11 protein-coding genes are annotated in these 11,417 nt (G+C 73.6%); 8 read left to right on the top strand and 3 right to left on the bottom strand.

The features are described from left to right. Nucleotides 1-1,035: LysR substrate-binding domain-containing protein (locus tag ACEPPI_RS05910; protein ID WP_373914154.1), on the bottom strand; the 1,035-nt coding region annotated here is incomplete at its 3' end. 71 nt (nt 1,036-1,106) lie between these two features. Between ACEPPI_RS05910 and ACEPPI_RS05905 the strand changes: the two genes are divergently transcribed. From ACEPPI_RS05905 to ACEPPI_RS05895, 3 genes are all read left to right on the top strand, one after another. Beyond that, on the top strand, nt 1,107-1,760 hold the full coding sequence (locus ACEPPI_RS05905; protein ID WP_373914153.1) for a maleylpyruvate isomerase family mycothiol-dependent enzyme: 654 nt from the start codon (nt 1,107-1,109) through the stop codon (nt 1,758-1,760). Continuing rightward, nucleotides 1,757-3,274, top strand: coding sequence for a tRNA (N6-isopentenyl adenosine(37)-C2)-methylthiotransferase MiaB (gene miaB, locus ACEPPI_RS05900; RefSeq protein ID WP_373914152.1), 1,518 nt, complete (start codon nt 1,757-1,759; stop codon nt 3,272-3,274). The genes ACEPPI_RS05905 and miaB overlap by 4 nt, the downstream gene beginning before the upstream one ends. A 96-nt stretch (nt 3,275-3,370) precedes the next feature. Further along, nucleotides 3,371-4,078, top strand: a complete 708-nt coding sequence (locus tag ACEPPI_RS05895; protein WP_373914151.1) for a class III extradiol dioxygenase subunit B-like domain-containing protein — start codon at nt 3,371-3,373, stop codon at nt 4,076-4,078. A gap of 87 nt (nt 4,079-4,165) precedes the next feature. Here ACEPPI_RS05895 and ACEPPI_RS05890 read toward each other — a convergent pair whose 3' ends face one another. Beyond that, complete coding sequence (locus ACEPPI_RS05890; RefSeq protein ID WP_373914150.1) at nt 4,166-4,411, bottom strand: antitoxin; 246 nt, start codon at nt 4,409-4,411, stop codon at nt 4,166-4,168. A gap of 23 nt (nt 4,412-4,434) precedes the next feature. Further along, nucleotides 4,435-4,671: a gliding motility protein gene (locus ACEPPI_RS05885; RefSeq protein WP_373914149.1), complete on the bottom strand. Its 237-nt coding sequence runs from the start codon at nt 4,669-4,671 to the stop codon at nt 4,435-4,437. 164 nt (nt 4,672-4,835) lie between these two features. Between ACEPPI_RS05885 and miaA the strand changes: the two genes are divergently transcribed. From miaA to ACEPPI_RS05860, 5 genes are all read left to right on the top strand, one after another. Further along, the gene (gene miaA, locus ACEPPI_RS05880; protein ID WP_373914148.1) at nt 4,836-5,774 is read left to right on the top strand and encodes a tRNA (adenosine(37)-N6)-dimethylallyltransferase MiaA; all 939 of its coding nucleotides are present in this window, start codon (nt 4,836-4,838) and stop codon (nt 5,772-5,774) included. 112 nt (nt 5,775-5,886) lie between these two features. Beyond that, a complete protein-coding gene (locus ACEPPI_RS05875; protein WP_373914157.1) occupies nt 5,887-6,459 on the top strand; it encodes a hypothetical protein in 573 nt (190 codons plus the stop codon). Nucleotides 6,460-6,548: 89 nt separating this feature from the next. Further along, entirely contained in the window at nt 6,549-7,424 is an 876-nt protein-coding gene (gene dapF, locus ACEPPI_RS05870; RefSeq protein ID WP_266842802.1) for a diaminopimelate epimerase, read from the top strand. 140 nt (nt 7,425-7,564) lie between these two features. Then, nucleotides 7,565-9,655, top strand: coding sequence for a bifunctional (p)ppGpp synthetase/guanosine-3',5'-bis(diphosphate) 3'-pyrophosphohydrolase (locus tag ACEPPI_RS05865; RefSeq protein ID WP_373914147.1), 2,091 nt, complete (start codon nt 7,565-7,567; stop codon nt 9,653-9,655). A 168-nt stretch (nt 9,656-9,823) separates the two neighbouring features. Beyond that, nucleotides 9,824-11,356, top strand: coding sequence for a M1 family metallopeptidase (locus tag ACEPPI_RS05860; RefSeq protein WP_373914146.1), 1,533 nt, complete (start codon nt 9,824-9,826; stop codon nt 11,354-11,356). The last annotated feature ends 61 nt before the right edge of the window (nt 11,357-11,417 follow it).

Here is an 11,417-nt window from a genome sequence, read left to right as displayed (position 1 = left end):
ACGGTCCGTGTCCGGACGGTCCGTGTCCGGACGGTCCGTGTCCGGACGGTCCGTGTCCGGACGGTCCGTGTCCGGACGGTCCGTGTCCGGACGGTCCGTGTCCGGACGGTCCGTGTCCGGACGGTCGGCGGCCGGCAGGGCACCCCGCAGGAGCGTCAGGAGCTTGCGGGCCGCAGGGCCCGACGGGCCGTCGGTGCGCCAGGCCAGGGCCACCCGCCCGCTCAGCTCCGGGTCGGTGATCCGCAGCGCGCGCAGCCCCGGACCGGCGCCCGACTCCGCGCCCGCCGGGATCACCGCCACCCCCAGGCCCCGCGTGGCGAGCCGGGCCAGCACCGTCGGCACGGCCGCCTCGAAGTCGACCCGGGGAGTGAACCCGGCATCCGCGCAGGCCCGCTCCAGCACCCCCCGCAGCCCCGTGCCGCGCGGCAGGGAGATCAACGCGCGCCCGCGCAGCGCCCCCAGCGGGATCCCGCCGTCCACCGCCGCGCCGACCAGGGGATCGCCGGCCCGTACCGCCGCCACCAGGGGTTCGTCGAGCAGCAGCCGGCACGAGATCCCGGCCGGCGCCTCCCCGCCCAGCCCGACCACCGCCAGGTCCAGCGTTCCGGCCCGCAGGGCCGCCAGCATCCGCTCGGAGGTGTCTTCGGCCAGGGAGATCTCCACCTGGGGGTGCGCGTCGTGGAAGCTCCCGAGCAGGGCGACCATGTCGAACGCCCCCACCGAGACGCCCGCCGCCCCCGGGATCAGACCGAGCGCCACCCGCCCCCGCAGCAGCCCGGAGAAGGCGTCGGCCGTCTGCCGGATCCCCTCCACCGCCGCCAGCGCGGCCCGCGCGTAGCCCAGTACCGCCTCGCCCGCCTCCGTCGGCGTGACCCGCCGGCCGGACCGGTCGAGCAGGCGCTGGCCGAGCTCCCGTTCCAGCTGTGCGATCTGCGCGCTCACTCCCGGCTGGGACACGTGCAGCCGCGCCCCCGCCCGGGTGAACCCGCCCTCCTCCACCACCGCGACGAAGTACCGCAGCTGAGAAAGTTCCATAACGGCGGATTCTAGATCGCAGAAGAACCCGCTCTTGGACTTATGGCGGCCCTCCCGCCGACCCTGGATCCATGACCCCTGCCACCGCCCCGTCCGCCGCCGTCCTGCGTGCCACAGCCGCCGAACGCCGCGAGCTGGCCGACGTACTGGACACCCTCACCCCCGCGCAGTGGGACGCCCCCTCCCTGTGCGCGGGCTGGAGCGTCCGCGAGGTCGCCGCCCACATGTCGCTCGGCTTCCGCACCTCCCTGCCCGGCTTCGCCGCCGAGCTCCTCAAGGCGCGCGGCAGCCTCCACCGGATGACCGGCCGCACCGCCCGCCGCGACGCGGCCGCCCTCACGACGGGCGAGCTCGCCGACCTGCTCAGGGACCACGCCCACCACCCCTGGAAGCCCCCGGTCGGCGGTCCCACCGCGGGCCTCGCGCACGACGTCGTCCACGGCCTCGACATCACCGTCGCCCTCGGCCACCCGCGCCGTGTCCCCGAGGACCGGCTGCGCCTCCTGCTGGACGCCGTCACCCCGCGCGGCCTGCGCTTCTTCGGCGCGGACCTGACCGGCATCCGGCTGTGCGCCGACGACCTCGACTGGTCCCACGGCAGCGGCGATCCCGTCCACGGCCAGGCCCAGGACCTGCTGCTCGTGCTCTTCGGCCGCCGCCTCCCGGCGGGCACGCTGAACGGGGGGCCGGAGGGCTCCCGGGTACCGCCTACCCTTGTTGCATGACCAGCAGCAGCGACCGGAGCCCCGCAGTGGACCCCAAGGGAACTTACGAGGTGCGCACCTACGGGTGCCAGATGAACGTGCACGACTCCGAGCGACTCTCCGGTCTGCTGGAGGACGCGGGTTACGTCCGCGCGCCCGAGGGCTGCGACGGCGACGCCGACGTCGTCGTCTTCAACACCTGCGCCGTCCGCGAGAACGCCGACAACAAGCTCTACGGCAACCTCGGCCGCCTCGCCCCGATGAAGACGAAGCGCCCCGGCATGCAGATCGCCGTCGGCGGCTGCCTCGCCCAGAAGGACCGCGACACGATCACCAAGCGCGCCCCCTGGGTCGACGTGGTCTTCGGTACGCACAACATCGGCAAGCTGCCCGTCCTGCTGGAGCGCGCCCGCGTCCAGGAGGAGGCCCAGGTCGAGATCGCCGAGTCGTTGGAGGCCTTCCCCTCCACGCTCCCGACCCGCCGCGAGTCCGCGTACGCCGCCTGGGTCTCGATCTCCGTCGGCTGCAACAACACCTGCACCTTCTGTATCGTCCCGGCGCTGCGCGGCAAGGAGGAGGACCGCCGTCCCGGCGACATCCTCGCCGAGGTCGAGGCGCTGGTCGCCGAGGGCGTCTCCGAGATCACCCTGCTCGGCCAGAACGTCAACGCGTACGGCAGCGACCTCGGCGACCGCGAGGCCTTCAGCAAGCTGCTGCGCGCCTGCGGGCAGATCGAGGGCCTGGAGCGGGTCCGCTTCACCTCCCCGCACCCGCGCGACTTCACCGACGACGTGATCGCCGCCATGGCCGAGACCCCGAACGTGATGCCGCAGCTCCACATGCCGATGCAGTCCGGCTCCGACCCGATCCTCAAGGCGATGCGCCGGTCCTACCGGCAGGAGCGTTTCCTCGGGATCATCGAGAAGGTCCGCGCCGCGATCCCGCACGCCGCGATCTCCACCGACATCATCGTGGGCTTCCCCGGCGAGACCGAGGAGGACTTCCAGCAGACCATGCACGCCGTGCGCGAGGCCCGCTTCGCGAACGCGTTCACCTTCCAGTACTCCAAGCGCCCCGGCACCCCGGCCGCCGACATGGAGGGCCAGATCCCCAAGGAGGTCGTCCAGGACCGCTACATGCGCCTGGTCGCCCTCCAGGAGGAGATCTCCTGGGAGGAGAACAAGAAGCAGGTCGGCCGCACCCTGGAGGTCATGGTCGCCGAGGGCGAGGGCCGCAAGGACGGCGCCACCGCCCGCCTCTCCGGCCGCGCCCCCGACAACCGCCTGGTGCACTTCACCAAGCCGGACGAGGACGTGCGCCCCGGTGACGTGGTGACCGTCGAGATCACCTACGCCGCCCCCCACCACCTCCTGGCCGAGGGTCCGACCCGCGAGGTGCGCCGCACCCGCGCCGGCGACGCCTGGGAGAAGCGCAACGCCGCCCCGGCGCAGCCCGCCGGCGTCCTGCTCGGCATCCCCACCCTCGGCGTCCCGGCGCCGCTGCCGGTCGCCACGTCCGGCTGCGCGATCGACTGAGTCCCACCGGGGCCGTCCGGGCCGGCCCGGGTCCGGCCCGGTCCCGACCCGGGGCCGGTCTGGCCCGATCGGCGGGGGACCCCTAGGCTGCGGATCATGCTCGTAGCCGCCGCCGTCTGCCCCGCACCGCCGCTCCTCGTGCCGGAGGTCGCCGCGGGCGCCGCCGCCGAACTGCGCGACGCCCGTACCGCCTGCTCCGACGCGCTAGCCGTGCTCGCCGCCTCCCGGCCCGACCTGCTGGTCGTGGTCGGGGCCGCCGACGCCGACCACACCGGGCCCTACCCCCAGGGCTCCCGCGGCGGCTTCCACGGCTTCGGGGTCGACGCCGACGTCCGCCTCGGCGTGGGCGAGGAGGGGCCGCGGTCGCTGCCCGCCTCCCTGGCCGTCGGCGCGTGGCTGCTGGGCCGCGCCGGCTGGGGCGCCGCCCCCGTGGAGGGCCTCGGCGTGGCCGCCCCCGCCGCACCCGAGGAATGCCTGCGCACCGGCCGGGAACTCGCCGCGCGCGACGCGCGCGGCGCGCTGCTCGTCATGGGCGACGGCAGCGCCTGCCGGACCCTGAAGGCCCCCGGATACCTCGACGAACGCGCCGCCGCCTTCGATGCCGCGGCCGGCCGGGCCCTCGGCGCCGCCGACACCTCGGCCCTGGCCGCCCTCGACCCCGACCTCGCCGCCGAACTGCAGGCCGCCGGACGCGCCCCCTGGCAGGTTCTCGCGGGCGCGGGCGAGGACGCCGGTCTCGACGGCCGGCTGCTGTACGAGGACGCCCCCTACGGCGTCGGCTACTTCGTGGCCACCTGGTCCTGAGGCGGGGCCCCGTACGACGGACCCGGCACGACGAAGGGGCGCGGGACCGGCGCTCTCCCGGTCCCGCGCCCCTTTCCGTACCGCGCGTCAGGAAGCGGCCGACGGCGTCGGCCCGCCGGGCTTGTCCTTGTGCGCGATCTTGCCCAGGGCGTCCTTCGCCTTGTCCGTGCCGGTCGTGATCCGGTCGCTGTACTTGCCGTGGGTCTTGGAGTCCACGGCCTTCGCGACCTTTTCCAGCCCCTCGCCGATCTTCCCCTCGTGCTGCTGCGCGAGATCGCCGACCTTGTCCTTGGCCGGAGCGAGCTTGGCCTTCAGATTGTCCAGCAGGCCCATGGGTCACCTTCCAGTGGCGGTAGCTACTTGCGGGCGCCCTCGCCGGCCTCGCTGTCCGCGGCTGCCTCCGCCGACTGCTGCTTCGGAATCTCCACGGCTTCCGCCGCCGGAGCCTCCGTCGCGGAGGGTTCGGTCTTGGCCTCCTCGGCCTCCTCGGCCTCCTCGGCCGCGGCTTCCGCCGGTTCCGTCACGGCCTCGGCCGCTGCGGAATCGGCCGAAGCCTCGTCCTTACGTCGACGAAACCGACTGAAAACACCCATGTCTACTCCCATAACGCTACTCGTGCGGGTGAAGTTCCGCGTGGTCCGGCCCGGCCTCCGCCGGGCGTACGCCCGGCCCGAACCTCTTCAGGGCAACGACCTCCGCCGCGCCCCGTCACGTAACCCGATCGGGTACATGCCGTTCGGTTTGCGAGACTGTCCCGGTGAGGAATGCAGCCCCCGCCCCGCGGGTCATCGCCGTCGTCGGTCCCACCGCGGCCGGAAAGTCCGATCTGGGCGTCGCCCTGTCCCGACACTTCGACGGCGAGGTCGTCAACGCCGACTCCATGCAGCTGTACCGCGGGATGGACATCGGCACCGCCAAGCTGACGCTCGAGGAGCGCGGAGGGGTCCCGCACCACCTCCTCGACGTCTGGGACGTCACCGAGACCGCCAGCGTCGCCGAGTACCAGCGCCTCGCCCGCGCCGAGATCGACAAACTGCTCGCCGAGGGCCGCACCCCGGTCCTCGTCGGCGGTTCCGGCCTCTACGTCCGCGGCGCGCTCGACGCCATGGAGTTCCCCGGCACCGACCCCGAGGTACGGGCCCGGCTGGAGGAGGAGGCCACCCTGCGCGGCCCCGGGGCCCTGCACGCGCGCCTCGCCGCCGTGGACCCGGCGGCGGCCGCCGCGATCCTGCCCGGCAACACCCGCAGGATCGTCCGGGCCCTGGAGGTGATCGAGATCACGGGCAAGCCCTTCACCGCCAACCTGCCCGGCCACGAGTCCGTCTACGACACCGTCCAGATCGGTGTCGACGTGGCCCGGCCGGAGCTCGACGAGCGGATCGCGCTGCGCGTGGACCGGATGTGGGAGGCCGGACTGGTCGACGAGGTCCGGGCCCTGGAGGCCCGGGGCCTGCGCGACGGGATCACAGCCTCCCGCGCCCTCGGCTACCAGCAGGTCCTGGCCGCCCTCGCGGGGGAGTGCACCGAGGAGGAGGCCAGGACCGAGACCGTCCGGGCCACCAAGCGCTTCGCGCGCCGTCAGGACTCGTGGTTCCGCCGCGATCCCCGCGTGCACTGGCTCAGCGGGGCAGCCGCGGACCGGGGGGAACTCGCCGGACTCGCGCAGTCGTTGGTCGAACGAGCGGTTACAGCCTGATCACGTGATGGCATCGGGAAGCCCCGTGCGCCCGTCCCGGGCCCGGGACCGTGCCATCATCAAACTTCTGAACAGCGGCGTACGAAGTCCGAAGTGGGGAGGGCGCGTGGCTATGGAGGCCGGCCCTCGTGACACCGGGCGGGACGACACCAGACAGGAAGCGGACCCGATGCTTCACGGAGCCCCCGGCGGCCCCGCGGAGCCGGGCGGAACCGGCGGGTCCGTCGGCTCCGGAGCCCCGGAGTCCGTGGACGCTCCCGACGGCCTGGGTCTGCCCGCGGATCCCGCGCGGCTGACCCCGGACGGCCCCGACGCGCCCGAACCGGGCAGCGAGGACGCCTCCGGTCCCGCCGTCGAGGTCGAGCTGCGCCCGCAGCGACGGCTGCGGATCTGGCAGATCGCCCCGATCGTGATGCTGGCCGCCGCCGGCTCCCTGATGTTCGCCTTCCCCCTCGCCTTCGAGTTCGGGGACGGCGGCGCCGTCGTCGCCATGCTCGGCTTCCTCATCAGCTCCTGCGCCGGCGGCTGGGGGATGATGGCCGCGCGCCGCGTCGGCTACACCTGGCCGGGGCTCCCGCCGCGCGGCAGCGGCCGCCGCCCCGACTGGCGGATGGCCGGTCTCTACGCGCTGGTCGCGCTGGCCGTCGTGGCGCTCGCGGTGTACCGGGTGGCGCGGCTCCGCTAGCGCCGTCGTGCCGGGGCGGCGTACCCGCGCCGCTGACACCTCGCTGACCTGCTCCGGCCGGGCCCGGGGGCGCTCGCTACCATGGGCGGGTGACGCACACCACCCTCTCCTTCCTCAAGGGCCACGGGACCGAGAACGACTTCGTGATCGTCCCGGACCCGGACAACGCCATCGAGCTGCCCGCGAGCGCCGTCGCCGCCCTGTGCGACCGGCGCGCCGGCATCGGGGCCGACGGTGTGCTCCACGTGGTGCGCTCCGCCGCCCACCCCGACGCGGCACACCTCGCCGACCGGGCCGAGTGGTTCATGGACTACCGCAACAGCGACGGCTCCGTCGCCGAGATGTGCGGCAACGGCGTGCGCGTCTTCGCCCGCTACCTCCACCACGCCGGCCACGTCGAGCCCGGCGACCTCGCCGTGGCCACCCGGGGCGGCGTCAAGCAGGTCCACCTCGACAAGACCGGCGACGTCACCGTCTCCATGGGCCGCGCCGAACTCCCCGAGGGGGAGGTCACCGTCTCCGTCGGCGAGCACACCTGGCCCGCGCGGAACGTGAACATGGGGAACCCGCACGCGGTGGCGTTCGTTGAAAGCCTCGACCAGGCCGGAAACCTGTACAGCCCGCCGCCGTTCAGCCCCGCCTCCGCCTACCCCACCGGGGTCAACGTCGAGTTCGTCGTCGACCGCGGCCCCCGGCACGTCGCCATGCGCGTCCACGAGCGCGGCTCCGGCGAGACCCGCTCCTGCGGCACCGGCGCCTGCGCCGTCGCCGTGGCGGCCATCCGCCGTGACGGCGTCGACCCCGCCGTCACCGGCGAACCGGTCACCTACACCGTCGACCTGCCCGGCGGCACGCTCGCCATCACCGAGCACCCCGACGGGCGGATCGACATGACCGGACCGGCCGTCATCGTGGCCTCGGGGGAGTTCGAGGCGGCCTGGCTCAGCGAAACGGCTTTCGCCTGAAGATTCCCTCTCATGGGTGATCCGTTTCACGCTGAGCGAGAGGTGGACTGCGCCACGTGGTGGGGTCGGTAACATCAGGCACCGGCCCTGAGGGCTCACCCCATGCCCGCCACCGCCGGTCGAAGCCGTCGGAGGTGCCCATGAGTGCAGAGGCCACGAACCCCGAAGCACATGCCGAAGTGCGTCCTGAGCTGCGCAGACGTGGCCGGACCCGGCTGGATCTGCGCCGCCTGGGACGAGCCGCCCTGCTCGGGCCCGCGTCCCGGGACCGGCTTCCGGACGCCATCGGACACGTAGCAGAAGCGCACCGTGCCCACCATCCGGACGCCGATCTGTCCATTCTGCGGAGGGCCTACCTCCTCGCGGAGACCTCGCACCGCGGCCAGATGCGCAAAAGCGGTGAGCCGTACATCACACATCCGCTCGCCGTCACGCTCATCCTCGCCGAACTCGGCGCCGAGACCACCACCCTGACGGCCTCTCTCCTCCACGACACCGTCGAGGACACGGACGTGACCCTCGATCAGGTCCGCGCGGAGTTCGGTGACGAGGTCTGCTTCATCGTCGACGGGGTCACCAAGGTCGAGAAGATCGACTACGGCGCCGCGGCCGAACCCGAGACCTTCCGCAAGATGCTCGTAGCCACCGGCAACGACGTCCGCGTGATGTCCATCAAACTCGCCGACCGGCTGCACAACATGCGCACCCTCGGCGTGATGCGCCCCGAGAAGCAGGCCCGCATCGCCAAGGTTACCCGCGACGTCCTGATCCCCCTCGCCGAACGGCTCGGCGTCCAGGCCCTCAAGACCGAGCTGGAAGACCTCGTCTTCGCCATCCTCCACCCCGAGGAGTACGAGCACACCCGCGCACTCATCGCCGCCCACGCCGGTGACGCCGACCCGCTCCCCGCCATCGCCGACTCCGTGCGCGCCGTCCTGCGCGACGCCGGCATCGCCGCCGAGGTACAGGTACGGCCACGGCACTTCGTCTCCGTCCACCGCATCTCCCGCACCCGGGGCGAACTGCGCGGCTCCGACTTCGGCCGCATCCTCGTACTCGTCGCCGAGAACGCCGACTGCTACGGGGTCCTCGGCGAACTGCACACCTGCTTCACCCCGGTCGTCTCCGAGTTCAAGGACTTCATCGCCGCCCCGAAGTTCAACCTCTACCAGTCCCTGCACACCGCCGTCGCCGTCCCCGAGGGATACGTCGCCGAGGTCATCGTCCGCACCCGCCAGATGCACCGGGTCGCGGAGGCGGGCGTCGTCGCCCTCGGCAACCCGTACACCACCGGCACCCCGGCGGAGGCGGCGGACAGCGACGAGGAGCGCGTCGACCCCACCCGCCCCGGCTGGCTCTCCCGGCTCCTCGACTGGCAGCAGTCCGCGCCCGACCCGGACACCTTCTGGAGCGTGCTGCGCGCGGAGCTGGCCCAGGACCGCGAGATCACCGTGTTCCGCGAGGACGGGGACGCCACCGCCGCGATCAGCCTGCCCGCCGGGGCCAGCTGTATCGACGCCGCCTACGCCCAGTACGGCGAGGCGGCCCACGGCTGTATCGGCGCCCGGGTCAACGGGCGCCTCACCTCCCTGTCCTCCCCGCTCTCCGACGGGGACACCGTGCAGCTGCTGCTCGCCCACGACGCCTCCTCCGGGCCGGCCGCCGACTGGCTGGACCACGCCCGGACCCCCGCCGCCCGGATCGCCATCAGCAGCTGGCTCGCGGCCCATCCCGACGGCGCCGGACCCGCCACCGCGGCCCCCCGGGCGCCACTGTCCGTGACCGGGCTGCGGGGCGGAGGGGGCAACGCGGTCGCCGACCTCCCCGACGCCCACGTACGGCTCGCCGGCTGCTGCACTCCGGTGCCGCCCGACGCGGTCGCCGGGTTCGTCGTCCGGGGCGGGGCCGTCACCGTGCACCGGATCCACTGTCCGGCCGTGGAGCAGATGCGTTCCGTGGGCCGCACCTCGGTCGCCGTGCACTGGCGGGCCACCGCGGACTGCCGCGTCACCCTGCTCGCTGAATCGTTCGGCCGCCCGCACCTGCTGGCCGATCTGACCGAGGCCATCGCCCGTCAGGGGGTCGAGGTGATCTCGGCCACCGTGGAGCCGCCGGTCGAGCAGCGGGTCCACCACTCCTACACGCTGCAACTGCCCGACGCGACGGGTCTGCCCGCCCTGATGCGCGCCATGCGGGACGTGCCCGGCGTCTACGACGTCAGCCGGGCCTGAGACTTCCGGGGGGAACGGGGCCCGGGTCCTCGGATCCGGTGTGGTGCGGCGTGAGGGGGCGCACGCCGGGGGAGTGAGCGGGCCGGCCAACGGCGGGCGCCACACGTTCGGGTGCCCCCGTCGCGCGTCGCTCGCGGGCGTGCGACGGGCGCTGGTAAGCGGTGGTGGATGCAGCTCACCTCCCCGCGCCTGCGCGCCGCCCTCCTCGCGGCGGCCTCCCTGACCCTCGTCGCCGCCGTGCTGCCCCCGCCGAAGCCCCTGGGCATCGGCGACCGGCTGTTCCCGGAGCTCGGCAACCCGGGGTACGACGTCCTCTCGTACGACCTCTCCCTCACGTACAAGGACAACCTGACCCCCCTCGATGCGGTCACCGTCATCGAGGCCCGCACCCTGGAGCCGCTGGAGCGGATCAACCTGGACTTCACCAACGGAACGGTGGCCTCCGCAGAGGTCAACGGGGAACCGGCGAGCGTCGAGAGCGTCGGGGAGGACCTCGTGCTGACCCCCGCGCACGCCGTGCCCGCGGGGACGCCGCTGCACCTCGTCGTCCGGCACACCAGCGACCCGCGCGGCCGCGCCGACGGCGGCTGGGTGCCCACCGAAGACGGCCTGGCCATGGCCAACCAGGCCGACGCCGCCCACCGCGTCTTCCCCTGCAACGACCACCCCGCGGACAAGGCGTACTTCACCTTCCGGGTCACCGCCCCCGCCGGGACGACGGTCGTCGCCAACGGGGTCCCGAGCAGTCTCCCCTCCGCCCGAGCGGGGGGCGCGGCGGTGTGGACGTACAAGACCCTGCACCCCATGGCCACCGAGCTGGCCCAGGTCTCGGTCGGCCGGTCCGCCGTGGTCCACCGCACGGGGCCGCACGGACTGCCGCTGCGCGACGTCGTGCCCGCCGCCGACCGGGAGCGGCTGGAGCCCTGGCTGGGCAAGACCCCGGGGCAGATCGAGTGGATGGAACAGCGGGTCGGCCGCTACCCCTTCGAGAACTACGGCGTGCTCATCGCGCGGGCCAAGACCGGCTTCGAGCTGGAGACGCAGACCCTCTCCCTCTTCGAGCACGGCCTCTTCGCCGGGGAGGGCTACCCCGAGTGGTACGTGGAGTCCGTCATGGTCCACGAGCTCGCCCACCAGTGGTTCGGCGACAGCGTGACCCCGCGGACCTGGTCCGACCTGTGGCTCAACGAGGGACACGCGACCTGGTACGAGGCCCTCTACGCGGACGGCCTCGGCAAGTACTCCCTGGAACGGCGCATGCGCGAGGCCTACCAGCGCTCCGACCAGTGGCGGGCCGCGGGCGGCCCCCCGGCGGCACCGAAGGCGGCGGCCCCGGGGGAGAAGATCGGGCTGTTCCGGCCGGTGGTCTACGACGGGGCCGCGCTGATCCTCTACGCCCTGCGGCAGGAGATCGGCACCGAGGCCTTCGACCGGGTCGAACGGAACTGGGTGGCGGAGCACAAGGACGGGACCGCCGGCACGGACGACTTCGTACGCCTGGCCTCCCGCGAGGCGGGACGCGACCTGGGGCCCTTCCTGGAGCCATGGCTCTACGGGCAGACGACGCCGCCGATGCCGGGACACCCGGAGTGGAGCGGCCCCGCGGCCCCGAAGCCGAGCCCGAAGGCCGACCCGAAGAAGGCTCCGAAGACAGCCCCGAAGACGGCCCCGGCGCATCCGGCCGCCGGAAAAACGGTATGACGGGCCAGGAACGGGCATGTCACCATCGACGAGGCCGACCGGGGAATCACCGGACGTGGTC

The organism is Streptomyces sp. AB3(2024) (genome assembly GCF_041862025.1).
Classification (GTDB): domain Bacteria; phylum Actinomycetota; class Actinomycetes; order Streptomycetales; family Streptomycetaceae; genus Streptomyces.
This window is presented reverse-complemented; position numbering and strand designations above follow the sequence as displayed.

Excerpts from the sequence above, each read along its gene's own strand:
- ACEPPI_RS05885 (WP_373914149.1), bottom strand. The coding sequence starts at position 4,671 with ATGGGTGTTTTCAGTCGGTTTCGTCGACGTAAGGACGAGGCTTCGGCC.
- ACEPPI_RS05865 (WP_373914147.1), top strand. The coding sequence starts at position 7,565 with ATGAGTGCAGAGGCCACGAACCCCGAAGCACATGCCGAAGTGCGTCCT.
- ACEPPI_RS05895 (WP_373914151.1), top strand. The coding sequence starts at position 3,371 with ATGCTCGTAGCCGCCGCCGTCTGCCCCGCACCGCCGCTCCTCGTGCCG.
- ACEPPI_RS05860 (WP_373914146.1), top strand. The coding sequence starts at position 9,824 with ATGCAGCTCACCTCCCCGCGCCTGCGCGCCGCCCTCCTCGCGGCGGCC.
- ACEPPI_RS05875 (WP_373914157.1), top strand. The coding sequence starts at position 5,887 with ATGGAGGCCGGCCCTCGTGACACCGGGCGGGACGACACCAGACAGGAA.
- ACEPPI_RS05890 (WP_373914150.1), bottom strand. The coding sequence starts at position 4,411 with ATGGGCCTGCTGGACAATCTGAAGGCCAAGCTCGCTCCGGCCAAGGAC.
- miaB (WP_373914152.1), top strand. The coding sequence starts at position 1,757 with ATGACCAGCAGCAGCGACCGGAGCCCCGCAGTGGACCCCAAGGGAACT.
- ACEPPI_RS05905 (WP_373914153.1), top strand. The coding sequence starts at position 1,107 with ATGACCCCTGCCACCGCCCCGTCCGCCGCCGTCCTGCGTGCCACAGCC.